General features: G+C 59.2%; 21 protein-coding genes and 1 pseudogene. 11 read left to right on the forward strand and 11 right to left on the reverse strand.

What is annotated here, in order from left to right:
- The 3 genes from V7D69_RS09915 to V7D69_RS09925 all read right to left on the reverse strand — a co-directional run.
- A partial coding sequence (locus V7D69_RS09915) for a TonB-dependent receptor (RefSeq protein ID WP_333605713.1) occupies positions 1-2,273 on the reverse strand: 2,273 nt, incomplete at its 3' end.
- 148 nt (positions 2,274-2,421) lie between these two features.
- Positions 2,422-3,747: a sensor histidine kinase gene (locus V7D69_RS09920; RefSeq protein ID WP_324063736.1), complete on the reverse strand. Its 1,326-nt coding sequence runs from the start codon at positions 3,745-3,747 to the stop codon at positions 2,422-2,424.
- A complete protein-coding gene (locus V7D69_RS09925; protein WP_324063735.1) occupies positions 3,737-4,414 on the reverse strand; it encodes a response regulator transcription factor in 678 nt (225 codons plus the stop codon). The genes V7D69_RS09920 and V7D69_RS09925 overlap by 11 nt, the downstream gene beginning before the upstream one ends.
- 213 nt (positions 4,415-4,627) lie before the next feature.
- On the opposite strand from V7D69_RS09925, the gene V7D69_RS09930 reads away from it, so the two are divergent.
- On the forward strand, positions 4,628-6,703 hold the full coding sequence (locus tag V7D69_RS09930) for a TonB-dependent receptor (RefSeq protein ID WP_333605714.1): 2,076 nt from the start codon (positions 4,628-4,630) through the stop codon (positions 6,701-6,703).
- Positions 6,704-6,754: 51 nt separating this feature from the next.
- Here V7D69_RS09930 and V7D69_RS09935 read toward each other — a convergent pair whose 3' ends face one another.
- Entirely contained in the window at positions 6,755-7,120 is a 366-nt protein-coding gene (locus V7D69_RS09935; protein ID WP_333605715.1) for a hypothetical protein, read from the reverse strand.
- 12 nt (positions 7,121-7,132) lie between these two features.
- Here V7D69_RS09935 and V7D69_RS09940 point away from each other — a divergent pair, with 12 nt between their 5' ends.
- The 7 genes from V7D69_RS09940 (at position 7,133) to V7D69_RS09975 (ending at position 13,639) form a co-directional block, all read left to right on the forward strand.
- Entirely contained in the window at positions 7,133-7,813 is a 681-nt protein-coding gene (locus tag V7D69_RS09940) for a DUF885 domain-containing protein (RefSeq protein ID WP_324062233.1), read from the forward strand.
- Between the two features lie 280 nt (positions 7,814-8,093).
- Positions 8,094-8,729: a TetR/AcrR family transcriptional regulator gene (locus V7D69_RS09950; RefSeq protein WP_324062197.1), complete on the forward strand. Its 636-nt coding sequence runs from the start codon at positions 8,094-8,096 to the stop codon at positions 8,727-8,729.
- A gap of 88 nt (positions 8,730-8,817) precedes the next feature.
- Positions 8,818-9,600 carry an SDR family NAD(P)-dependent oxidoreductase gene (locus tag V7D69_RS09955; protein ID WP_333605716.1) on the forward strand — a complete coding sequence of 261 codons (783 nt, stop codon included), beginning with the start codon at positions 8,818-8,820 and terminating at the stop codon, positions 9,598-9,600.
- Between the two features lie 8 nt (positions 9,601-9,608).
- A complete protein-coding gene (locus tag V7D69_RS09960; RefSeq protein WP_333605717.1) occupies positions 9,609-11,249 on the forward strand; it encodes a (2,3-dihydroxybenzoyl)adenylate synthase in 1,641 nt (546 codons plus the stop codon).
- The gene (locus V7D69_RS09965) at positions 11,246-12,004 is read left to right on the forward strand and encodes an enoyl-CoA hydratase (protein ID WP_333605718.1); all 759 of its coding nucleotides are present in this window, start codon (positions 11,246-11,248) and stop codon (positions 12,002-12,004) included. Before V7D69_RS09960 ends, V7D69_RS09965 begins: the two co-directional genes overlap by 4 nt.
- Positions 12,005-12,008: 4 nt before the next feature.
- Positions 12,009-12,785, forward strand: coding sequence for an enoyl-CoA hydratase-related protein (locus V7D69_RS09970; protein WP_333605719.1), 777 nt, complete (start codon positions 12,009-12,011; stop codon positions 12,783-12,785).
- A gap of 11 nt (positions 12,786-12,796) precedes the next feature.
- Positions 12,797-13,639: an amidohydrolase family protein gene (locus tag V7D69_RS09975; protein ID WP_324062204.1), complete on the forward strand. Its 843-nt coding sequence runs from the start codon at positions 12,797-12,799 to the stop codon at positions 13,637-13,639.
- 110 nt (positions 13,640-13,749) lie between these two features.
- Here the strand turns inward: V7D69_RS09975 and V7D69_RS09980 are convergent, their stop codons facing one another.
- The 5 genes and pseudogenes from V7D69_RS09980 to V7D69_RS09995 all read right to left on the reverse strand — a co-directional run bounded on the left by V7D69_RS09980 (position 13,750) and on the right by V7D69_RS09995 (position 19,035).
- Complete coding sequence (locus V7D69_RS09980) at positions 13,750-14,424, reverse strand: hypothetical protein (RefSeq protein WP_333605720.1); 675 nt, start codon at positions 14,422-14,424, stop codon at positions 13,750-13,752.
- Positions 14,425-14,499: 75 nt separating this feature from the next.
- Positions 14,500-14,757 (reverse strand): annotated as a pseudogene (locus V7D69_RS16195) (Rieske 2Fe-2S domain-containing protein); the annotation flags it as partial.
- A gap of 345 nt (positions 14,758-15,102) precedes the next feature.
- The gene (locus V7D69_RS09985) at positions 15,103-16,350 is read right to left on the reverse strand and encodes an MFS transporter (RefSeq protein WP_333605721.1); all 1,248 of its coding nucleotides are present in this window, start codon (positions 16,348-16,350) and stop codon (positions 15,103-15,105) included.
- 10 nt (positions 16,351-16,360) lie between these two features.
- A complete protein-coding gene (locus V7D69_RS09990) occupies positions 16,361-17,293 on the reverse strand; it encodes a sugar phosphate isomerase/epimerase family protein (RefSeq protein WP_333605722.1) in 933 nt (310 codons plus the stop codon).
- 5 nt (positions 17,294-17,298) lie between these two features.
- Positions 17,299-19,035, reverse strand: a complete 1,737-nt coding sequence (locus V7D69_RS09995) for a CocE/NonD family hydrolase (protein WP_324062212.1) — start codon at positions 19,033-19,035, stop codon at positions 17,299-17,301.
- 516 nt (positions 19,036-19,551) lie between these two features.
- Here V7D69_RS09995 and V7D69_RS10000 point away from each other — a divergent pair.
- Positions 19,552-20,316 (forward strand): SDR family NAD(P)-dependent oxidoreductase, encoded by a 765-nt coding sequence (locus tag V7D69_RS10000; RefSeq protein ID WP_324062214.1) that lies wholly within the window; start codon positions 19,552-19,554, stop codon positions 20,314-20,316.
- A 95-nt stretch (positions 20,317-20,411) separates the two neighbouring features.
- On the opposite strand, the gene V7D69_RS10005 is transcribed toward V7D69_RS10000, so the two are convergent.
- Entirely contained in the window at positions 20,412-21,440 is a 1,029-nt protein-coding gene (locus V7D69_RS10005; protein WP_333605723.1) for an NAD(P)-dependent oxidoreductase, read from the reverse strand.
- Positions 21,441-21,861: 421 nt separating this feature from the next.
- Between V7D69_RS10005 and V7D69_RS10010 the strand changes: the two genes are divergently transcribed.
- Positions 21,862-22,662 (forward strand): SDR family NAD(P)-dependent oxidoreductase, encoded by an 801-nt coding sequence (locus V7D69_RS10010; protein ID WP_324062218.1) that lies wholly within the window; start codon positions 21,862-21,864, stop codon positions 22,660-22,662.
- 18 nt (positions 22,663-22,680) lie between these two features.
- The gene (locus V7D69_RS10015) at positions 22,681-23,241 is read left to right on the forward strand and encodes a MarR family winged helix-turn-helix transcriptional regulator (RefSeq protein ID WP_324062220.1); all 561 of its coding nucleotides are present in this window, start codon (positions 22,681-22,683) and stop codon (positions 23,239-23,241) included.
- A 53-nt stretch (positions 23,242-23,294) separates the two neighbouring features.
- On the opposite strand, the gene V7D69_RS10020 is transcribed toward V7D69_RS10015, so the two are convergent.
- Complete coding sequence (locus tag V7D69_RS10020) at positions 23,295-23,819, reverse strand: MarR family winged helix-turn-helix transcriptional regulator (protein ID WP_324062222.1); 525 nt, start codon at positions 23,817-23,819, stop codon at positions 23,295-23,297.
- Positions 23,820-23,822: the final 3 nt, after the last annotated feature.

The raw sequence follows: 23,822 nt of genomic DNA on the forward strand, positions 1-23,822 counted from the left end.
GTCACATCGCCCGAGACCGCGCGGCCCGGCTGATAGAAGTATTGATCGAAGTTGTTCGCCAGGGGCAGACCGATCGAGGCCGGTGCCGTCTTGCTGTTGGACGTGATGTTGGTCGCGCGCCGCGAGTCGAACAGATCTGTGACTTGCACGCCAAAACGGAAAGCGCCGTATTGATAGCTCGCTGCCAATATGGTCGTGTTGTAAGGGGCGATGCGATACTTCCGATATGTGGGGTCATTCGTTCCGTTTGCGTTGTTGGCGTATTGCGCGCCCGTCAGCTTGTCGATCAGGGAGAACCGGATCGGCCCGTGTTTGATGATGATGCCGGCAGCGGCGGTGGCCTTCGGCGCGTTGGCGATCTGCAAGCGCGTGTCCTTGGCGATCGCGCGGTTGAGCGAACCGTTAGCGAACACGCCGATGTCGTCAGTCACCGCGTAGGTCACCTGGCCTTCGACGCCCTGGTAGAGCGCGCCGCCGATATTCGTCCAGACCGTACCGAACACTGGATCGCTCACCGAAGTGAACTTATTGGTGAAATCTATCGTGTAGACGTCGGCGTCCACTGAAAGGCGGCTGCCGTGATAGACGAAACCCGTCTGATAGTTGGTGGACCGTTCGGGCGCGATGTTCGAGTGCTGGGGATTGTCGACGTAGAGCGAAGTCAGAGGCGGGATCAGGAAGCCTCTGGCGTATTCGGCATAGAAGGCAAGTTGCGGCGTAGCCTGCCAGTTCGCCTGCAGGAAGGGAAGGTTTGCACCATAGGTGCGGCTCAGTCTCTGCGCATAGCGCGTGGTCTGATTGTAGGCTGCGTTGATCTTGCGGGTGTAATCGACATGCTTGAAGCCGGGCGTGATCGACAGACCCGGTAACGGCCGTAGTTCCAGTTCGACAAATTCGGCGGCGTTATCGCCCTGGCTGTTCTGGTTGAACTTGACGTATTGCGGCGTCACGGCACCGGGATGGAGGCCGGTAGCAGGCGCGGTGACTTTCTTCTCGATATAGTTGAAGCCGCCGGTTGTCAGATCGACGTCAGTCTGCTGACGAAAGGTTCGGCTCCATTCGATCATGCCGCCCACGGTCAGCGTAGCGAAAGGCGCCAGCTGGAGCTTCAGCTTTGCGATGTCGCCGTAGACCCGGTACTGATTGGTCTTGGTATATCCTGGAACATGTCCGGCGACCTTGGTCTTGCCATCGGCAAGCGTGGTTGTGTTGGCCGTCGCCCCGGTAACGTCCAGCGCCGACAGCGTCTCGTTGTCGTAGTAATAGGTGTAAGCGCGGTTCTCGAACGTGCTGCCTGGCGCGATGTTCGCCTCCAGCTTGACGATCTCGAAATCCGTAACCTTGGTAGTGCGGTTATAACCATAGTACTGCGGCGTCGCTGGATCGTTGTTCAGGCTGAAGTACTTGCCGTAGAGCGCCTCTTGAGACAGCGTCGAGCCGTCCTTGTCCGGCTGGTTGAACTTGTTGTGATTGTATGTGCCCAAGAGTGTCAGCGAGACGTCGGGGGAAATCGGCACCACGGCTTTGCCGAACAGATTGTAATTCTTGTAGGGTTCGTGCGTCAAACGGCCGTTTGTGTCTTCATATTGGCCTGTCAGCACGATTTTGGTGCCGCCGAGTTGATTGATCGCGCCGGTGTTCACCATCCCCCGCAGCAGCCACGTGTCGAAGCTGCCATAGGCCGCCTTGAGCTGGCCGCCAAAATCGTCGCGCGCTGCCCGGCTGAACAGGTTGATGTTGCCGCCGAAAGTGGCCTGGCCGAGCTGGCTGGCGTTGCCGGGCCCACGGTCTACCACCAATGTCTCGATCGTGTTTGACGGGAAGAAGGTGGTCGAATGGTGAGTCGGGTCATTGGTGTCACCGAAGGGAATACCGTCGTACGTGATGTTGTACTCGCCATCCTGGAACCCGCGGATCTGTGCCTTGGATTCGGACAGGCCGATGCCGTTGTTGCCGCCGAAGTTCGATACGCTGGGCGTAATGAGCGCGATCTGGTCGAAGTCGGCGGTAGCGGGCAGCGAATCTTCAATCAATGTGCGGCTGACGATCGACTGCGGTTGACGCGCCTCCAGTGAGGACGTGGCAGGCGCGATCTCGTTTGCCTTGGTTCCCGTAACGACGATGTTCGATCCTTCGGCGATGTCGGAAGAAGAAGCCTCCGTTTCCACGTCGGCGCCAGTCTCCGCATGGGCGGCGGCGCTCAGTGTGCCGAGAACGAGCGCGAGCGCGCTCACGCCCGCGCGCCGCGCGGCCGAGCCAGATTTCGATTTCATGCGTAGAACTCCCTCGCCCCCAATGGCGTCGGGGCTGGCTAGGAAGCCATCATGACGGACGCGTTACAGTAGTCCAACATTGGGATTATTTAATGAAGCAGGCGGCGGGTCGGATCGCCGGCGCCCATTCTCGGCGTTGAGCCGACATTTACTCCGGCTGTTTCGGCAATATGGTCGTCACGCCCAGGCCGGGCCGCATATCGCCGAGTGTTACTCTTCCCCCATGCGCGGTGGCAATCGCGGCTACAAGGCTAAGGCCGAGACCATTGCCCGGCGTGGTGCGGCTGGCGTCGCCGCGAAAGAAGCGGCGCAACAGGTGCGCGCGGTCCTTTGCCGAGACGCCCGGCCCATCATCCGCGACGGTGAGCACGAGGTTATTGCCAGCGGCGAAAAGATCGAGGACGACCGCAGTGCCCGGCGGGGTATGAACGCGCACGTTGTCGAGCTGGTTGGCGATCAGTTGAGCCAGCAGTTCGCGATCACCAAGCACGGTGATCCCCGCCGTGACGCTCCAGCGCAACCGATGGCCGCTGTCGGCCAGCGCGGAAGCGAAGTCTTCGGCGATCTCGTTTGCCAGCCGGCTAAAATCAACAGGCACGAAGTACCTCTGAAGGCCACCTCCTTCGACTTCGGCAATACGTAGGATTGAGGCGAAAAGACGCAGCATCTCATCCCCCAGCTCGATGGCCCGAACTTCCGCGCCCTCCACCGTGCCGACCTGTTCGAGTTGATTGCGCAGACGAAGCAGGGGTGTCCGCAGATCATGCGCCACGTCGCTCGACACTTGCCGCAGGTTTTCCATCAATCCGGAGATTCGGTCGAGCATTCGATTGAGCGCGAACGCCGCCTCGTCAAATTCGTCGCCTGCGGTTCCCACTGCGATGCGTTGACTGCTATCGCCTGGGACAATGGCATCCGCCGTCACCCTGATGTGATTCAACCGGCCCCGCAGATATCGTCCAAAAATCAGGGCCCCGATTCCGCCAATCGCAAGTACGGCGACGAAGGCTATGGCGAAGAGCAAAAGAATGGTCCGGTCGATAGCCTCCACCCCCTCGGGGTCCAACGCCACGACGAGCCGGCTGCCGTCACGCAAGTCAAGCGCGGTGGCGCGCACATATTCGCGTCCTTCCCTGGCATCGCGGAACGGGACTGTGCTGTACCCGGTCGCCGGGCGCGGTATGTCCAGCATTCCCCCGATCCGCCGGCCCGCCGGGGCGAACAGGGCATAGCCGAAATCACGGCGCGTGCGCAGTTTGCTGCGCTCGGCAATCTGGTGGATCAGTTTCTCACCCAACCCCTCCTGCGAAAGATCGTCCATTTCCTCGGCGAGAACCGTGTCGCGTTGGCGGCGAAACTCAGCGTCGGCGGCCAGATATACGGCTGCACCCAGCAGCAGGATAGTTGCCGCGAAGGCGGCGGCATATGTGAAGGCAATACGATAGGCCGCGCTCGAATGCCAGTTAGACGGCATGCCCGATCCGATATCCTACGCCGCGGACCGTCTTTATCGGATCGTCAGCGAAACCATCCCGCAGTTTCGATCTCAGACGGCTAAGATTGCTTTCGACGATATTGGTCTGGGGGTCGAAATGGAAATTCCAGACGTGTTCAAGGAACATGGTGCGCGTGACGACGCGGCCGGCGTTGCGCATCAATAGTTCCAGCATGGCGAGCTCACGGGGCTGGAGAGGAATGGGCCGTCCCGCGCGGGTGACGGCTCGCCGCAAGACATCGACCGCTATGTCGCCGACATGGAGTTGCAGCGGAACGTCGCTCAACGGCGGTCGGCGAAGCAGCGCGTTGAGACGGGCGACCAGCTCGTTGAGATTGAAAGGTTTGACGAGATAGTCGTCGGCGCCGGCGTTCAGTCCATCCACCCGATCGGCGATACCGCCCTTGGCGGTGAGGATAAGGATAGGCGTCATAACCCCGGTCGCCCGCAACTGCTCGAGTACTGCAAGTCCTTCGAGGCCGGGCAGCATCCGATCGAGTACGATCGCGTCGAAAGTTTCCGTGGAACCAAGATGCATCGCTTCGATGCCGTTATCGGAGCTTCTTACCGCATGACCCAGTTCACTCAGGCGCTGCGTCAGCGAAGCAGCGACTTCCCGATCGTCCTCGACAAGGAGAATGCGCAATTCCGTTCCATCCCCGCCGCGCGCCGCGCATCGCATGGGCTGCGTGCGGATCACACCTGCGATTGCTTGCGTTCAGTCCGGGGATATTCGCGATTGGCGACAAGAATATGACATTGGCTTTGCAGTGCCTCGCCGGCCAGATTGGGAAATCACAACTTAGTTCGTGCGCTCTAAGCGACTATCGGACCGCCCGAGAGTCATGGGAGGACAGAGTTGTTGCGCATCATCCAGGCGGCACGACGTATGTATGTCGTGTGCGCGCTTTCTTGCTTTGCCATGCTGCCTGTCGCGGCCCTGGCTGCACCGGCTCACGACGATGATGACGACGATGATGACGATGTTCGACCAAGCGCCGCACCAGCCGAGATCGTTATCACCGCACACCATCTCGACGCCGCGCGAAACACGGTGGAAGCAAGCCTGGGCGCGACGACGTTCGCCCTCGACAATGAGGCATTGGAAAGCCGTCCCGCGGGCGAAACGACCAGCATCGCGCAAGCCTTGCTGCAGGCGCCTGGAGTGGCTCAGGTCGGCAAGGGTGCGATAAGCGTCCGCGGCTCCCAATCGGGCGTGCAGTATCGCATCAACAACATCATCATTCCGGGTGGCGTCGCAGATCTCGGGGAGCAATTGAGCCCTCGTTTGGCCGAACGGATCGAGCTGATTACCGGTGCATTGCCCGCCCAGTACGGGCTGGAGGTTGGCGGCGTCGTCAACATCACGACAAAAAACGGGCTTTATGGAGCGGGCGGCCAGTTAGAGCTTTATGGCGGCAGTCATGGTCAGTTCGAACCGGCGATCGAATATGGCGGTGCATCGGGCGCCACCAGTTATTTCGTGACCGGCAGCTATCTGCGCGACGATGTCGGCCTGGCTTCGCCGGACGGCAGTTCGCATCCGGCACACGATCGTACGGACCAGATCGAAGGCATGACGTTCATCGACCATGTGATTGACAGCCAGTCTCGCCTATCGCTCATCGCCGGCGCGTCGAACGAACGCTTCGAGATACCGGAAGGCCCGACCGATCGTTCCGGCCCGCCGGCCAATTTGCCGGAGAACCCGTTCAATGGCGGTTACATGCACCGAGCCGACCAGTTCGGCGCCCTGAGTTACTTGACTTCGGACAAGACAAGGACGCTTCAGATATCCCTGTTCGGTCGTCACTCCCGGAACGCGTTGCAACCTGGCGCGAGTTCCGGCCTCGATATTACCGGCCTGGGGGGGCGAATAGCCGAAATCGGACTTGCCGGCGGTTTGCAAACGGACGGCGATTTCCATGTCGATGAGTACCACATTCTGCGCATCGGCGGTGTTTTTAACTACGACACGATACGGAGCCGCTTTCGGGGAAGTTTGCAGCTATCCGGCTCGGCAGGACTGGGCACGGCGGCAATCACCAACCGCGACAAAGAGCATCGGACGGAGACCAGCCTCTTCGCTCAGGACGAATGGAAGCCCGCGGATCGGCTGACGGTCAATTTCGGGGTGCGGTTCGATAAGCTGGTCGGGGAAGTCGGAGGGTCTTCGTTGGGCCCTCGCCTCAACCTGGTATGGGCCGCCGCGTCGGGGACCGTATTGCATGGGGGCTATGCTCGTTATCTGGTCGTACCGAGCCTTTATCCGGCATGGACTGGCGGCGCATTGGCGATTTCGAGCACGAAAATCCGGGCTGAAAACGATAACTACTACGATTTCGGAGTCCAACAGAAAGTCGGACGCATCACTTTCGGGATCGACGCATTCCGGCGTGACGCGGATCATCTCATCAGTGAGCTGCAGGAAGGCTCTCCGCTGATGTCGAGACCCTTCAATTACCGTCGCGGGCGCTTCACAGGCATAGAATTAAGCGCTACATATCATGGTGATAAGCTCGCAGGCTGGGCCAATTTGTCCTTCATTGACGCCAAGGCCAGGACGATCGAGGCCGGGCAAGGCGATTTTGCCCCGGCCCAACTGGATTATGTCGCCCACCATTGGGTGCGGCCCGAGGGAACTCAGCGTTTCGCTGCTTCGGCGGGTGGCACCTACCGATCGGGCCGATTAAGTCTGGGCACCGAACTGCTTTATGGCAGCGGCATGTCGCAAGGTGATCTGCCCGGTTATATTCAAGCCAATTTCGACGTGACTTTCCGCGTGGAAGGGATCGGCGCCCGTCCGCTCGATCTTAGAATGGACGTCATCAATGCATTCGATCGTCGTTACCAGATCGACACGCGAAGCAATGCCGGCCTGCCGCAATGGGGGCCACGCCGAGGCTTGTTCGTCGGTGCTGAACAAGCATTCTAGATGACGCGTGAAATTCTCCCGATCAGGGCAGCCGCTTGCTGGAAGCGAACATCATGCTTCAGCCCCATCCTCGTCGTCGGAGTCGACCAAACCGGCGGTGAGGGCGAGGCTTTGTCGGGGTGCCGCTGTAGCCACCGTTACGGAAAGATCCTTGTCGGATGCCATCTGATATGCCGCACCGAGAAGAATTTGCATGTGCATTTCGGTGGTCGTTTCCAATCCGAATGGCAGCGTTATGATGTTCAGTTGTCTCAGCGCCGTCAAACTGCGTGAAATGTCATCGCGGTAAAGATGGTAGATGGCGGAAAGACCTTCTGGATTTTGTTCCATCTGCGTCAGCTCGGCAACGAATTGCAGGCTGAGCCGGAAGCGTTTCGATTTTCGGGAATCCGTGAGAAAGTCGGGTTCTGAATACATTCTCAGATAGTCATCCCAGGTGCCCGGCGGCGGGGTTTCACGGCGGCGGCGTCAGCCTCTCTGCCGCCGGCGCTGGCCCAACTCGCACCGGCGGACCGAAGCATGCCAGGCATCTTCTGGCTGACCGCCTTGCCGGAAAAGTTACCTCTGCACCTGATAACCGCGCTTACGCTGCATGAAGCCTGGCCCGGACATTTGATGCAGATGGCGATTGCTAATGAACTCCAGCACCTGCCCGAATTTCGGCGTTTCACATGGGCAGACTACAACGGCTATGTGGAAGGGTGGGCGCTCTATTGCGAGCGCCTCGATCACGACCTCGGGCTTTACGAGGATCCCGCCGACCATTTCGGGCTGCTTGCCTTCGCGTTGTGGCGAGCAGCCCGGCTGGTCGTCGACACCGGCATCCACTGGAAGGGATGGAGCCGCGAACAAGCGATCGCATACTTGGTCGAAACGAGTTTTCTGCCGCTGGTCACCTGTGAGTCCGAGGTCGACCGCTACATCGGAATGCCGGCGCAAGCACTGAGCTACAAGATCGGCGAGCGGACGATCGTGGAGCTCCGCGCCGAAGCCGAGGCCCAGTTGGGCGAACGCTTCTCACTGCCCGATCTTCACGACATGCTGCTTGCGCTCGGCCCGGTGTCATTGGCGGAATTGCGGCGAAGAGCACGCCGGTGGATGGACCTTTAACATGTTGGGGAATGATAGTCGAAACATGCCAGGCTAGGGTGTTTTTCGATTGGTCCGGTTTATATCCGCATGAACTGAAGCATTTTGCACATTCGTCGGACTGGAAGACGCCGACGAGCTTGCCAATCAGGTTCACAGGCGGCCTACGGTTCGATCTCCCGCCTTTCGCAGGTTGGGCTCGGGGCGAACGGAACATCAGGCTCAAAACTTTACAAAGGAAGCATTACATGTCTTCCGATGAGCAACGTTGCGTTCCACCAACTTCTGTCGGAGAACCTGCATGACGAAAGCTGACGTTCTCGGTCTTCGCGAACGCAATAAGCTCGCCAAGGAGCGCGCGATCCGAGTGGCCGCGCACGAGCTTTTCATAAAAAATGGCTATGAAGGTACGACGCTGCGCCAGATTGCGGAAAGCGCCGATGTCGGCTTCGGCACGGTATTGGCCTATAGCAAGGACAAGGCGGGCCTGCTGGCGATGATCTTCGTGGAGCAGTTGCGCTCGCTACCGCCATTATTCGCGGACATCGACGAAGCGGCGTCGCTCGAAGACATGCTGGTAGAAGGATTAGGGCGTCTCTACAGCTTTTGGGCCCGCATTCCTGCGCTGAGCAGCCACGTGCTTCAGCAGATGGAATTTTACGTTGGAAACCCGCACATGAACCGTATCTTGGCCCGGCGGAATGAGGCGCGAACCGAATTGACCCACTGGGTTGAGCGCATGCAGCGAGCCGGGCGGATATCGTCCGCAATCGACGCCGGCTCCGCAGCGGCGTCACTGTTCGCCATTTATACCGCTGCGGTTCGGGAATGGGCTGCCTCTGGCGAAGATATCGCATCGGGCATTGCCAAGCTGCGGGACCTGCTCGCGCTTCCACTCCTGGGTTTGACGGCCAGTGGAAAAATTCCGGCCTGCTGAAGCGTCGGCTGCACCGGAAGGATCGTTTGGGCAACGTCAAAAAAGCATTGACAACCGTTCCAAAAAACGATTGTGATCGAAATTGATTATGATCGGAAAAGGGCGCGAAGCAATGAGGAAAGTGGCGTTGGTTACTGGCGCGTCCACGGGAATCGGCCGAGCGATCGTTCAGGCGTTGGCGGCTGACGGGTTCGATGTGGCAATCAACTATAGCCGCAGCGAAGCGGCGGCACGTGAGACTGAACGTATCGCCAGGCAGGCGGGCGCCCAGACGATGCTCGTTTGCGCCGATGTAAGTGACGAAGGACAAGTGGTCGAGATGATGGCCGCAGTGGATCGGCACTTCGGCGGACGCCTCGATCTGCTTGTCAACAATGCAGGCACCACCAGCGAGGTCCCACCCGACAAATTCGACACTATGGAGGTCGACGATTTCGATCGCGTGTTCGCAGTGAACGTGCGCGGCACTTTCCTGGTCACCAAGCATGCGACACGGCTGCTGAAGGCCATGCCAAAGGCGAATGTGGTGAACACCGCGAGCATCGTGGGGCTGCGTCCGGGTCCGCAACCTCTTCCCTATTCGTCGAGCAAGGCGGCGATCATCTCGATGACGCGCACCATGGCCGGCGCACTCGGCCCGAATATCCGCGTCAATGCCGTTGCGCCTGGCTGGCTTGAAGGCGAATGGATGGAGCGGACGCTTGGCGACAATTACGAGCGACTGATGGAACGGCGAGCCAAGCAGACGCCGTTGCGCCGCTGCGCGACGCCGGAAGATGTGGGTGAGGCTGTATTGACACTGGCAACCCGCCTCCATTTCACCACTGGCCAGACCGTCGTTGTCGACGGCGGCTACAGCTTCGTCAGCTGAGCCGGGTCATGGACGGCGTGGTTCCTTTCCCTCCCGAATTCGCCGCGGCTTATCGCGCCAAGGGATATTGGCGCGACGAACCGCTGCGCCAGGTCTTCAAGGAGCTGTGCGACCGCTTCGCGGATCGCATCGCATTGCGAGACGCTTGCCGCCAGGTCACTTATCGCGAACTTGATGCGCGCGCGACAAACTTGGCGCTTAATCTGCTCGATCTGGGCATTGCGCCCCGCGATCGCCTGGTCGTGCAAATGCTCAACGTCATCGAGTTCGCTTATCTGCACCTTGCATTGCAGAAGATCGGGGCGATCCCGGTATTGGCGCTGGCGCCCCATCGCTTTCGCGAGATAAGCTATTTCGTAAAGATTTCTGAGGCCGTCGCGTCGGTAACGCCGGATCGACACCGCGACTTTTCTTTCACCGCCATGATCGAGCGCATTCGAACTGAGGCGCCACATCTTAAGTACGGTCTGGTCCTCGGAGCGGCCCCTCCGGGGTTTGAATCGCTTACCGATCTCATTGAACGCCCTGCGAGGCGGCCGGCGAGCGATCTGGATGCAATTGTAATCGACCCGACCGAGCCCGCTCTGTTCCTACTCTCCGGTGGTACGACCGGGATCCCGAAGCTTATCCCGCGCACGCACAACGATTATGCCTATAACAGTCGCATGGCTGCATCGGTTTGCGCAATTGATCCGGACAGTGTGCTTCTGGACATCCTGCCCATCGGGCACAACCTGCCGCTCGCCTGCCCAGGGCTGCAGGGCTTCATGATGAATGGCGCCACCACAGTTTTGCACACGTCCACCGCTCCGGAAGAAATCTTTCCGTTAGTCGAACGCTATGGCGTGACTCATATCCATGCGGTGCCGGCGCTGTTGATCCGCTGGACTGAAAGCCCGCTATCGGCTGACTTCAACCTGTCGTCTGTCAGAGTGATCCAGAGCGGAGGGCAGCGTCTCCAACCCGAGATCCGTCGACGAACCGCAAGTGTATTCCGCAACGTCACGGTCCAGGAAAATTTCGGCATGGCCGAGGGCCTGCTGATGTTCGTTCGCCTCGACGATCCGCTCGACGTCCGCATGGAGACTGTTGGACGCAAGATCTGCCCGGACGACGAGATCATGCTGCTGGGTGAGGATGACGAGGAGGTGCCGTTCGGCGAAATCGGCGAACTCTGTTGCCGGGGTCCCTACACGCTGCGCGGTTATTACCGGGCGGAAGAGCACAATGCGCGGGCTTTCACGCCCGATGGCTTCTATCGTTCCGGCGATTTGATGCGACAGCATGCGTCGGGCAACTACATGGTTGAGGGACGCAAGAAGGATCTGATTAATCGCGGCGCTGAAAAGATCAGTGCCGAGGAGATAGAAGAGCTTATCCTGCGACATCCTGCGGTAGAGAACGTGGCGTGCGTGGCAATGCCCGATCCGATGCTCGGCGAGAAGAACTGTGCCTGCGTCGTCGTTCGAGATGGGCATCAGATCGATCTGCCCGAACTCATCGCGTTTCTCGAGCCTTTTGAATTGGCCAGGTACAAGTATCCCGAACGGATGGAGCGGTTCGAGACCTTCCCGCTCAGCAACTTCGGCAAGGTCTCGAAAAAGGATCTCGTGGTGGAGGTAAAAGCACGAATGTCGAAGCCCGCATGAGCCTGGTGCAAGCCGTGCATCACGGTGCCGTGCTTGAGCTAAGGCTCAACGATCCGGCCCGCCGAAACACATTGACCCGCGCGATGTGCGACGCCTTGTCTTCGGCTGTCAGGGAGGCTGGCGAAGATCCACGTGTCCACGCGCTGGTTATCACGGGGGCTTCGCCCGCATTCTGCGCGGGCGCTGATCTCGAAGACCTGAAGGCCGCCGCGAATGGCGAGGTCGCCAATGTCGAAGCTGTCTACCAGTCTTTCATGGACGTTGCCGATTGCCCATTGCCTACGATCGCGGCGGTCAATGGTCCAGCGGTCGGTGCGGGAATGAATCTCGCACTTGCCTGTGATCTAAGAGTGGCGAGCGCGCAAGCGTCGTTCGACACGCGCTTCCTTCAGATCGGATTGCATCCTGGCGGGGGGCACAGTTGGATGCTGCTGCGCGCCGTAAGTTGGCCGGCAGCAACGCGCATGCTGCTGTTGGGAACGGTGGCGGATGCGCAGATGGCCAAGGCTTGCGGACTGGTCGACGATGTATTCGAGCCCGACGATCTCGTTCCCGCCGCGATCAACCTGGCGCGCGGTGGAGAGGCGCTTCCGCGAGACCTGTTGATCGCGACGAAAGCCTCTCTTCGCCTAGCGGCGCGCAGCACTCACTACGAGACATTCCAGCACGAAACCAGCCAGCAGTTGCGATCGTTGAAGGAGCCGCCTTTTCAACAGCTGATCGCGCGCTTGCAGGCCCGATTGGCGGAACGATAAACGCGTGACCGCTTCATTGCTCTTGGAGATCGCAAACGGCGTCGCGCATCTGACGATCAATCGTCCGGAACGGTTGAACGCGATGGACAGCCACGCCCATCTGGCCTTGAGCGAGGCGCTGGATCACTGCGCGACTAACGAGGCGGTGCATGTGCTGGTGCTCACCGGCGCGGGAGATCGGGCATTCTCGGTCGGACGCGACTTGCGCGAGCTTTCCCAAGGCGAGGACCCGGAGATCGCAGCGCGTTGGCATTCTATCCGCCGCCTAACTGACCGCCATGACTATCCCAAGCCGATTATCGCGAAAGTGGCGGGTTACGCCCTGGGCGGAGGTTTCGAACTCGCCTTGGCTTGCGACATCATTATCGCAGCTGAGGACGCCATCTTCGGCTTGCCAGAAGCGCGGCGCGGGCTGATTCCTTTCGCCGGGGGCATTCATCGCCTTCCGCGCCAGATTCCGCTCAAGATCGCGATGGGGCATCTTCTGACCGGCCGCGAGTTGAACGCGGCACGGGCTTATGAACTGGGTCTTGTGAACGAAGTCGTCCCAGTCGAACATCTCGACAAAGCGGTTGCAAGCTGGACTTCGGATATTCTCGCCTGCGCGCCTTTGTCTATCCGCGCGATCAAGGAATGTGTTTCGGACGGACTGCGACTTGCCCTGCCTGAAGCAATGGCGGCGACCTATCCCGCAGAAGAAATGCGCCAGGCCAGTCGCGACAGCATCGAGGGGCCCCGGGCGTTCGCCGAAAAGCGCGCGCCAGTCTGGACCGGCGCATAAAGGAACCGCAGATGCGTATCATCGATCTTCATTGCTATCCCAACACCAAGACCTGGATTGATTGTCAGGGGCCATATGTCGACGCGCTCGCCAAATATTGGAAGCGCGACTGGACGTGTAAGGAAGAGGATGAGGTCGCGGCGGAGTTTCGCGAGAACGGAATTGAAGCTTGCCTCGTCGCGCTGGACCTTTCGACCACGATCGCCACGCCGCCTTGCTCGAACGATTATGTCGCCGGTATGCGCGATCGGTATTCCGATTGCATGATCGGCGCTTGGGGCGCGGTCGAGCCGGCGACGGGCGAACTTGCCATCCGCGAAGCGCGCCATGCTGTCCGCGATCTCGGTATGATCGGATTTCATTTTCATCCTATCATGCAGCATTTCAGCGTCGACGACGTCCGCCACTATCCGCTTTTCGAGGAGATTGCGGCGTTGAACGTCCCTGTAATGATCGACGTGGGAATGACCGGCATGGGGGCGGGCATGCCTGGCGGAATGGGCGCAAAGACCCGCCACGCGCATCCTGCGGCGATCGACTCTCTGGCGGCCGACTTTCCTTCGCTTACGATCATTATGGCTCATCCCGGCTATCCCTGGATTGACGAGACGACAGTGGTTGCGTTGCACAAGGCAAACGTATTTTGGGAAATGTCGGGCTGGGGTCCGAAATATCTTCCTGAACAGATTGTGCGCGACATGCGCGGACGGCTGAAGGACAAGATGATGTTCGGCAGCGATTACCCCAGCATTCCTTATCCGCGCTTGTTGCGCGAGTGGCAGGAGCTAGGCTTCAGCGACGCCTTTCTCGAGAATTTCCTTCACGGCACTGCGGAGCGTGTGCTCGGCCTTTGATTCCGCCGATCACATCAGGGGCGCCTTGGTTCAACGCACGATGATTGACTGACGGGCAAGGATGCCGCGCACCGCGCCGAGCGCCGCCCGGCGTAGTGCGCCAGGTTTGCTCAAGGCATCTTGGCGATCCACCGTCGCGCTCTTACGGCCGCCTCGTCGACACCAAGCAGCAAGGGCTTCAGATCCCAGAAGTCTGCGTCGCCCATCCGTTCCTGTACGAGGTTCAGAATAGGTTTGTCCTCGGTCGAAAATACCTTGTAGCGGGCCTCTGCAACACTTCGGTTGAGGGCCTCGTCCTCCAACTGATAAGTGCGCGTCGCCGCGAAGAAATAGTGCGTCGTCGTCTTGGTCTCGGGTGTCATGAGATGCAGGTTGAGATTTGCGAAACCCTTTTCCTCAGGCTGTCCGGTGGGCATGAAAATCGCATCCAGGCGGATTGCGGCCGGCGCGTACCAATCCATACGAACCACTTGGTCAGCGCGCTCAATATGTGGGTACAACCGGGCATGGAATGGCGACAGCGGAATGCCGGAGGCCAGCCACTCCACCCGCAAGCCGTCCTTCGTTTCCCGCGTCACCGGTTTCGAGCTGGTGGTCATTCCCGTTCCAGCGATGGAATTGGCATGCAGATAATCAGTGTGAGTAAGATCGAGGATATTGTCGATGACAATCTCGAAATTACATTGGGTGTGCAGATAGCCGCTGCTGAACGCACTGTCGGGCGCTTCCGCCAGAACCGATAGGTCCGGAATCAGATTCTCGTCGGCCGCATCCGCATCGCCCATCCATATCCATATCGCGCGATGCCGCTCCGCAGTAGGGTAGCTGCGGACCGCGGCCGAACGTAAGACCGGTCCATATGGATTATGTGTACAGGCGCCCGAACCGTTGAACTCCAAACCATGATAAGGGCATTGCAAAATGCCGTTGCGAACTACTCCCGCGCTGAGCGGCGCAAATCGATGGGGGCATCGGTCATGCAACGCGCTGACTGTTCCATCCTCGGCGCGGAAAAGTGCAACATCCTGATCCAGGAATTTGCGGCCTAGCGCGTGGCCAATTGCCAAGTCGGCGGACCAGCATGCTACGTACCATGCATTTACAGGGCAATATTTCATTTTCCTCTCCGCCAAGCAAACTCACTACCCCCACGGACTAGAGGGCGGCTTAGGAAACCAGGAGTTCACTAGTCCTCCGTTTGATGGTGCGGGTTAGTTTGAATAGCTCCGGGCTGCTTGTCCACCATTTGCAGATGTATTGTAGGGGCTCGGCCGCGCAGTCTTCACACGGCAGTGCAATTGTATGCGTTTATGAAGTCGTTAAGGTGCGCGGTCGGCGGAGCACCGCTCTCACGCCTGTGGTGTTTAACCGCAGCTTCATGCAATCATCCCGTATTTCCAGGTGAACGTCGCGACCGAAACTTGCGATCGCTATAGCTTACCTTACATGGCGCTCGTAAGCACCTAATCAGCAGATGAGATGGCCGCCCCGGCTTCTCCCGTCCCGGAATGAATCCTGAAACGGTAGGCCGGCAGCCGCAGGACCAGCAGGGCGGCTGCAATGAACAGTCCGATGAAGATCCATAGGGCGAGTTCGTAGCTGTGCGTCAGATTAAAGCTTTGGGCGGCGACGAATGTTCCTATGCCGCCGCCCCAAGCCCAGGCTACCCAGGAGACGCTGACCGCCCGGCTATAGGCGGAAAGCGGGAAATAGCGGCTGACCAGGTACATCGCGAGATCCTGTTCCGCGCCCAGGCACACACCAATCATCACGGCTCCCACAAACGCCAACACTGTCGTTCCGCCGTAGACCAGCACCAAAGCGCCGGTTGCTCCCAGTAAAAAGGTGGAGAAGGCGACATAGGGAGCGAAGAATAGGTCCAGCAGCCAGCCAACGAAAACGCGGCCCGCCCACGAGGAGAGACCGGCTGCGGACAGCAGACTTGCAGCTACCGCAATCGAAACGCCTCTGCCTCCAAGCAACGGAACCAGATTGCCGATAATGCCCAGCGTGCACAGGGCATTGAGAACAAGCACCGCGACGATAATGGCCATCTCGCGGTTCAGCAGCGCCGCAAATGAATCGCTTCGCGTCATGGTCGTGCCGGATACGTCCGTTTGCACGAGCGCGCCGGGCGGCGTCCTGATAAGGAAAACGAGGCTGAAAAGGATTACGGCAATCGATACGGAACCATAAAGCAGAATGCCGCTCCGCCACCCGAACTGCTCAAGCAGAATGTTCGAGAAACTCGCCGTTATCGCTGACCCGAGCCCGGCGCCCGCGGCCCCCAATCCCAGTGCCAGCCCCCGTTTTCGGTCGAAAAAGCCCGATATGGCAATGGCGAAGGGCAGGGCGCAAGCAGAAGCGCTAAACAGGCCCATAAGAAAAAAATCAATAAGAAACAGAAGTTTGCTGGCTGGAAGGAAGGGTATTACAAGGATGGTCAGGGCATAGCAAAAAGCCAGTGCCGACGACGGACGCCGGATCCCGTAACGGCTTATCGCCCATCCCAGCGCCGGAAAGCCGAGACCCGCCGAGAAGAAGAATATCGACAACAGCTCCGAGGTCGTCGATTTGGGCCAGCCGAACTCGCGTCCTGCATCAACAAAGAAGATATTGACGGCATAAAGAACGAAAATTCCGCTGGCGAAAACGTTGACGAGCGCGCAGCCCAATACGATCCACCAGCGGTTTATCGGTCCAGTAGGCATGGCCGGCCGCTCAGGCCGCGTCGACCGGCCGCATACCTACGGCCAGCATTTGCTTTGCTTCTGAATAGACCCGAGCGAAGTTGTCATAGCCTTCCTGCAGAAATTCCTGGTGAGGTTTCGCCCACAGCGAATCCGGCCAAGCATTGCCCCAGCGGCCATCGTCGGAGAACACTTCATAATCGTACCAGCCGTTGAAACCGGCATCGATCAGGGTCGCGACCATTTCGCGGCATTTGTTGTGGCCCCAGCCGGGCTGGACCCTGTCGCACCAGCTTCGTTCCTGGATGCGAGAATCATTCACCTGCAGTCCGATGATATGATCGACATACTGCCGCAATTCGGCGTGCGCATTCGGCTCGGGCCAATAGTGCCAGACATCGGGAAGCAGCCCAACGTTATCACGGCCGGACTTGTCAATCACGTCCATCGCGATGGTCAGATTGTGGATGACCGCGCCTCGCCGCCGCGCGTAAGGTTCAAAAGCAATGCGCAGCCCTTCCTCACCCGCGGCGTCGGCGATCACTTTCAAGCCCTCGACCACGTCCTGGATTGGATGACCCTCGAGCGACGGGTCGCCGTGCCCGCCCGGCCCGACCAGGATGGCGGCGGGCTTGTAACGCGCCAGCCGCTTGCAGCTTGCCGCGATGTTCGCTGAAAGATCCCGCCAGGTCAGCGACCTCGCCGCGGGATTGAGCGGAACCGGCAAAATGGTCCAGTCGTGGGGGACCACGATCCCGGCCTGCATGCCATGATGGGCAAGCGCTTGCTCTATCTCTTCTTCCTGGCCCGGCGCGATCTTCTGCTCGAACAGCCCGACGCCCTGCGCACCAATGGCGGCGCATTGCTCGATATCTTCGATGCAGGAGTTTTTCGGCGTGCTCCAGCAGCAAACGGCATATTTGTATTCCGGCTCGGGACGCATAGCCTGGTTGACCTTTCCCATGATGCTCAATTGATCTTCGCGGTGGTGTCCAGTGGCGGAAGTTCGCCGCCCGAGAGGAAGGTGCCTATCACGTTCCCCTTGGTTACCGGCAGCAACAATTGCGAAGGATGCTTTTCATTGTGATGCACGGTGACTCTGGAAGTCGCCACTCTTGCCAGATGCCCCATCGCCATGTGCTCGATAATGTCTTGAGCTTCTTCGTTATCGGCGCTCTTGATGCGCAGGCCGAGCTTCTCGCCGGGTTTGATCTCCAGGCCGATAGCGCTCACTTCAATGTCAAATTCGTAGATCCGTCCAGGTTCCAGGGGATCGCGTTTGGTGTGCTTATGATAGGGGCGCCAGGGCTTGGACTTGGTCTCGTCAAGCTCCCTTTGCGAGCCGCGCAACCACCCGCGCGTGACCGTGCGTTCATTGCCATCAGCATCCTGATGCAGCAGGGTGACGAACCAGAGGACCTCGTTCGCGGTCGTCGATCCGTACAATTTCAGCGCGACCGGGCCGCACAATTCCGTCCGTTCCACGAATTTGGGTGTCCAGAACTTTACCTCTCCGCGATGGAAGGTGCCATCTTCGTAAGTGCTGGAGCCTTCATCTGGCCAATGTTCATGCTCGGACAGCAGACCGTTCGAATGCAGATAGAAGGGGGTCCAGCGGGTTCCAGGCACGGGCCAGCTTTCCACTTGCTTCCACTCTCCGGGCCCCTCAATGAAGAGTTGGACTGGCGGCTCATCAAGCATACCGGTGTCATTGCCTTTCAGCCAGTGGTCGAACCAGCGCAAGGCTTCGAAGGCATATTGATAGAGTGGGCGATCCAGATAGATCGGGGGTCCAATGGTCAGCCTGCAGGGGCCCTTCCATTCCTCAAATGCTCGGATGTCGCCGCCAAGGTGGATGCCGTAAAGTCCCCAATCGGCACCGAAATAGCCCGGAATGCTGGTGTCGGCCGCGAAGTCGACGGAACGTTCGCGGTAGAACGGCGAGTCCAGCTGTTGAAGGGTAAGCTCGTTCACCTGCGGCGAGTGAGCGGTGTCGGGATTCTCCAGCGCCTGGACGAGGTAAGGATTGGCCCGGATGTCCGGATCGGCAAGCGCTTCCTGGACAGCGGCGTCGTACTTCTCATCGCCCCACGCCTCACGCAGCTGGTTCCGCGTTTTGAGGAAAGGATTTTGCCTTCGATGCCAATATTCGAAGAAGGTGTGCGCGTAGATGCCGCCGTGAAAGTAAAAATCCCGATAGCCGTCGCTAAGGCCGTACATCGCAAAGATGGCTTTGAGCGCCGGCGGCTTGAGAACCGCCACCCGCTTCGCCAGAACCGAAAAATAGGATGCGCCGAGCATGCCGACGTTGCCGTCCGACCAGGGGCGTTTGCTGAGCCAGTCTATGGCCTCGTAAATGTCTTGGACGGTCTCCTTGTTCGGTTCGATGTTGCTGAAATAGCCCGTCGAGCCGCGTGCGCCGCGAATGGTGGCGATCACCATCACATAGCCTCTACGCACGAAGAAATTCGGGTCGCCCGATTCCAGCCAGGCGCGTGGATAAGTGAAGCCCACCGGCATCATCGGCGCGGCCTGAGCAGCGATCAGATAGGGGCTGGGCGCAAAGAGAACCGGAAACTGTTCGTCCGAGTCCGGCCGATAGATATCAGCTTCCAGTTCCACGCCATCAGCTACGGGAATCCTGATTCCGCGTTCGACCACAACATCATAACGGCGCGGAGACAAGCTCCAGTTGGTTGAAAACACGATAATCTCCCAAACTTGGCGTTTCTGCAGGCTGTTTCGTGCCGCAAGACGCCTGCGAGTCCGAACTCGTTGCCGCAGCGTATGCAGCGATAAGCAGGAAAATATCTTCCGTCAAAGATTTTTGATTTACAAGTTATCCCTATCGACATTGGGTCTCAGACGCCTTTGACAGACATTTTTCACTTGCCACAGTCCGTTCGCGCAGGCCCCTCCTCGTGCAGGCGTCGTCGGGCTAGGCGACGTCACTAATGATATCGGAAAAAGGACAAATTTTGGTGATTTTTGGCCACCGCGTCGGATCAGCCCTTTATCCGCTAGTCAATGCGGGCAGGGCATATCCGGGCTGACCGGCGTTTGCGCGGCGCATAGTGCTGTTTCGTCAGGCTGGCTTCTCGGCGAGCGGTTTACAGTCGGTTGCCTATATGTAATACCTTCAGGGGAAGATGTTTATGTGGCTGGCAAAGGCTGCTTGCTCGGCGCGGTCGCGACAAGTCCAATTAGGATAATCAGAACGGTATGACTGACATGGGTTTTGGGGGAAAAGTCGCAATTGTAACCGGCGGTGCGCGTGGACTTGGTTTCGCGATCGCCGAGGCCCTGGCGGCCGCAGGCGCCAAGGTCTTGGTCGGCGACGTCTCCGGCGCTGAGGACGCCGTCCATCAACTCTCCTCCACCGGTTCGGACGTGAAAGGCTGTTTCGCGGACGTCACGTCCGAGGATTCGGTCAGGGCTATGGTGGAGGCTGCTCAAGCGAGTTTCGGAAGAGTAGACATTCTGGTCAACAACGCAGCGATTGCCGCGGATATGGCCATGACCCGCTTCGAGGATATTTCCCCGAAGGCGTTTCTTCGCATGATGGAAGTGAATGCTCTAGGAACGTTCCTGTGCTGCCAGGCGGTATCGCCGATTATGCGGGCGCAGCGGTATGGCCGGATCATCAACATGGCGTCCGGCACCGCCTTTCGGGGAATGCCGTTCGTGAGCCATTACGTCGCCAGCAAGGGAGCTGTGATGACCCTCACGCGCTCGCTCGCTCATGAACTCGGCGAGGACGAGATCACGGTGAATGCCGTGTCTCCCGGCTATACGATTACCGGCCCCAACATGGCGAACGAAAGCTATATGCAGAAGGTGCGTCCGGAGGTCCTGAAACTCCGCGCGATAAAGCGTGATGCATATGCCGATGATGTAGTGGGGGCGGTGCTGTTTCTAGCGTCCGACGGGGCGAAGTTCGTGACCGGTCAGATTTTGGCCGCCGATGGAGGGGCCGTGTACCATTGACGGTGGCCGGACGCCTTCAGGCTCATTGAGGGCCGTTGTCCATAGGGGCCAGGCTTTCGGAAACGGCATCACTGTCTTCGATAAATGCTGCTCGGTCACTCGTTCGCGGCTTTTGACCAACGCTTTTCCCAACTAGGCAAGATCGCCGGGTTGCGAACGTGCGCAGGCGACACTCCGGCAAGGGCGCGAGTAATATTTTCGAGCCCCGCAGTAACCAACCCTTCCTTGGAATCCAGCGTGTGGCCAAGGGCGTGCGGCGTAAGAATGGCGTTAGGCAGGGTCCGCAAGGGGCTGTCTGCGGGCAGGGGCTCTGTAACAAAGACATCCAGCGCAATGGCGGTGAAGTGCCTATCTCTCGCCAGTTCGAACAGCGCCTGTTCATCGACCAACTGGCCGCGCGACATATTGACGAAAATGGAGCCCTGCTTGGTTCCGGCCAACCTTTCCCGATTCAACAGATTTTGCGTCTCCGGACGCAGGGGCGCCAGCAAACAGGTTACGTCGGCCGTCGCCAAAAGCGTTTCGAGCGAAACCACTTGCGCGCCGTACGGATAGGGCGGCTGTGGCCGCGGCGTGGAAATGAGGAGATCGATGTTCCACGCCTCTAGCCGCTTCGCTACGGCGCGGCCGATTGCTCCGAAGCCGATCAGCCCAACAGTCCGGTTTTGCAGCATCCGCGCCGGTCGCCGCGGCGCATGCATGCCTGCGGCGGTCATGGACCGTTCTGCGCCCGCAAGATCATAAGTAGCCGCAAGCATCATCAAGATGGCGGCTTCAGCCATGCTGTCCGTGTTTTCGGTAATCTGGCCATTGGCAACGACAATGTTGCGGGCGGTGGCCGCGCTTTCGTCAATGCCTTCGGTGCCGGTGTAAATCGAAACGACAGCCCGCAGGTTTCTTGCTGCATCCATATGCTGCGGTGTGACCGGGAACGCGCCGGGGCAGTAAAGCACATCGGCGTCACGCAAGGCATCAAGAAGCGAGCCCTGATCCGCGGCTGCGTTCAGATAAGCTGTTTCAATGCCCCGTTTTGCGAGTTCGACTTGGACGGGTAGAGCGACAACGTCGACCACATCGGAGCCGATGAGAACGACCTTTCCTTTCTCAGGGGTGATTGACATCATCGACGGCGCCTCCGTCCGATCTGCAAACTACAGCGCGACGACATGGTTCATCTCACTCCCCCTTGTGCGCACTGTCCTTCGGTGCGGCGATCGGGCTTCAACGCGCGAAACAGGATGGCTGACGAACGCCTGATTCCGATAATCCGTTACCGACGGCACCATGGCTTATGCAATTCGCTCGCGCTTTATGCGCGAGCCTTGATTATCGCGTTTGAATAAGAATCCATCGTCTTCCTGTAAAGACGTTTTATCCGCCAACTTCGTCTTTCTATGCATGCTTTTTTGCCCTATGGTCTAAAGGAGGGTACGGCGATGCGTTCGTTTCAAGGTCCGATCAGACCGCGCAAGCGGTTGGGCTTTCGGTGCGTGCATCCGTCGCCGCAGTGCGCACGTAACGTGCAATGGGATCGAGGAAATTTGGATGTCCGACGGAGCAGGCCGCGAGGCGAAAGTGGATTATCTGGCGCGACTTCGCCTGGATGGGCGCGGGGTTGTAGTCCTCGGCGGCGGAGATGGCATCGGGCGGCAGACCTGCCTTGCCCTTGCCCAGGCCGGCGCTCGCGTTCTGTGCGTAGATCTTGACCGTTCTCTCGCGGAAGATGTCGCGCGGGAAGTCGATGGTGAGGCATATGCCGCCAACATCATCAATCGCGAGGATATGGTTAAACTGTTCGACTTCGCCGGCGAGACGTTCGGACCGACTCTCAAGGGCATCGTGAACGTGGTTGGCGTTGCCTTCGTCAAGCCTTTCGATGAGATTGACGAAGAGACTTGGGACAAGCAGTTCGACATCGTTTTGCGCCACGCATATCACGCGCTTCAGCTGGGGGCGCCCTTGCTTGCCGCCAATGGCGGCGGCTCGATGACGTTTGTCGGTTCCATGTCCGGCATGGCCAGCATCAGGAACCAGACTGCTTATGGCGCGGCGAAGGCCGCTCTTCATCATCTCGTACGTGGTGGTGCGAGCGAATATGGGGCGCGGCAGGTCCGTGTGAATGTTGTCGTGCCGAGCTTTATTCGCACACCGCGCCTGGCCGCAAAGCTTGACCAGGCGATGTGGGACAAGATGTCTTCGACTACGCCGCTGGGACGAGTCGCCACGCCTGACGAGATCGCGGCGGCCATTCTTTTTTTGCAATCCGATCTGGCCTCGTTTGTGTCCGGCACCGTGTTTCCGGTCGACGGCGGCGTCACCGCGCAAAGCCCGCTCAGGGAATTCTGAAGCGAGCGGGGCGGAGGGATGGAAAAAAAGCATTCGAAGGGGAAGGACGGCGGCAGCCACGTCGAAGACCTCATGCTCTCCTGGGAAAGTGCTCGGCCGGATCTGGACCTGCGCGAATTCCTGCAAGGTATCGCTCTGATGCGACTTGGCCGCATTCTCGATCTGTCGTTCGATCGTATGTGCCGGCGGGATCATGGGATCAGCGGTGCTGACATGCGCGTGCTTTTTGCCCTGCGCCGCGCCGGTGCGCCCTTCGAGCGTCGCCCGACCGATCTGTTTAAGGCTCTTCTGGTCGCGTCAGGCACGGTCTCCCGGCAGATCGATCGGTTGAGTGAAAAAGGCTATGTCACACGCGGGCCGGATGCCAGCCACGGGGGAGGCTTTCTGATCGGCCTGACGCGAGAGGGAAAAGACGCCGCCGACTATGCGACGAACTTTCTGGCGACAAAGTCCCTGCTCTTGAAAGGTGGCGGGGGCATCCCGCCGGAACTGAAAGCCGCAGGGGAACAATACGTTTTCGCTTTGCTCAAGGAATTGGAGAGCCAAACCGATTACGGGGTCAACCTCCCGTCCCGGTGATTTTATTTCAACCGAACGAGACTTAACATTCGGCGAAATTCGCTCGCGACAATTCAACGGCTTTCGAAATCGAGAAGAAGCTTTTCACACAGTCGGGCAAGATGCGCGCGTTCGTCGCCGGACAGGCTGCGCTGCATTTCACTTAATGGCGATCCATTCGTTAGAGCGGTCATGGCCTGATCGGCCAATTCCAATCCGCGCTGGGTCGCCAGAACGGCCACGCCTCCGCCTTCGCCGGGGTGCGCGTGCTTTTCGATCAAGCCCATGCCGGCAAGTCGATCGAGCTGTTTTGTCATAGCCCCCGTGGTTACCATCTGCACCTCCGCAAGCTCCGCAGCCTTCGGGGCTTTCTGGAATTGCGAACGGCGTAGTATCATGAGGACGCGGATGTCCGACCCGCTCAACCCGAACTCTTTCCGGGCATAGCTATCATGCAGCCTCTCGATCAATTGGCCCAGTCGCATGGTGTGAACCAGGAAGAGGTAATCATTGGGATCAAGATCCGGGCGTTCGCGCGCCCACGTTTCGGTAACGTGGCGAGTGGGGCTGCCAAGGTTGCGCAAGCGGGGTCTGGCCATGAA

This window comes from Novosphingobium sp., from assembly GCF_036733805.1.
Taxonomy (GTDB): Bacteria; Pseudomonadota; Alphaproteobacteria; order Sphingomonadales; family Sphingomonadaceae; genus Novosphingobium.

Coding starts and splice junctions, on each gene's coding strand:
- V7D69_RS09990 (WP_333605722.1), bottom strand. CDS start 17,293: ATGGGAAAGGTCAACCAGGCTATGCGTCCCGAGCCGGAATACAAATAT.
- V7D69_RS09960 (WP_333605717.1), top strand. CDS start 9,609: ATGGACGGCGTGGTTCCTTTCCCTCCCGAATTCGCCGCGGCTTATCGC.
- V7D69_RS09980 (WP_333605720.1), bottom strand. CDS start 14,424: ATGGGCGATGCGGATGCGGCCGACGAGAATCTGATTCCGGACCTATCG.
- V7D69_RS10015 (WP_324062220.1), top strand. CDS start 22,681: ATGGAAAAAAAGCATTCGAAGGGGAAGGACGGCGGCAGCCACGTCGAA.
- V7D69_RS09975 (WP_324062204.1), top strand. CDS start 12,797: ATGCGTATCATCGATCTTCATTGCTATCCCAACACCAAGACCTGGATT.
- V7D69_RS10005 (WP_333605723.1), bottom strand. CDS start 21,440: ATGATGTCAATCACCCCTGAGAAAGGAAAGGTCGTTCTCATCGGCTCC.
- V7D69_RS10000 (WP_324062214.1), top strand. CDS start 19,552: ATGACTGACATGGGTTTTGGGGGAAAAGTCGCAATTGTAACCGGCGGT.
- V7D69_RS09950 (WP_324062197.1), top strand. CDS start 8,094: ATGACGAAAGCTGACGTTCTCGGTCTTCGCGAACGCAATAAGCTCGCC.
- V7D69_RS09965 (WP_333605718.1), top strand. CDS start 11,246: ATGAGCCTGGTGCAAGCCGTGCATCACGGTGCCGTGCTTGAGCTAAGG.
- V7D69_RS09935 (WP_333605715.1), bottom strand. CDS start 7,120: ATGTATTCAGAACCCGACTTTCTCACGGATTCCCGAAAATCGAAACGC.
- V7D69_RS09985 (WP_333605721.1), bottom strand. CDS start 16,350: ATGCCTACTGGACCGATAAACCGCTGGTGGATCGTATTGGGCTGCGCG.
- V7D69_RS10020 (WP_324062222.1), bottom strand. CDS start 23,819: ATGGCCAGACCCCGCTTGCGCAACCTTGGCAGCCCCACTCGCCACGTT.
- V7D69_RS09920 (WP_324063736.1), bottom strand. CDS start 3,747: ATGCCGTCTAACTGGCATTCGAGCGCGGCCTATCGTATTGCCTTCACA.
- V7D69_RS10010 (WP_324062218.1), top strand. CDS start 21,862: ATGTCCGACGGAGCAGGCCGCGAGGCGAAAGTGGATTATCTGGCGCGA.
- V7D69_RS09955 (WP_333605716.1), top strand. CDS start 8,818: ATGATCGGAAAAGGGCGCGAAGCAATGAGGAAAGTGGCGTTGGTTACT.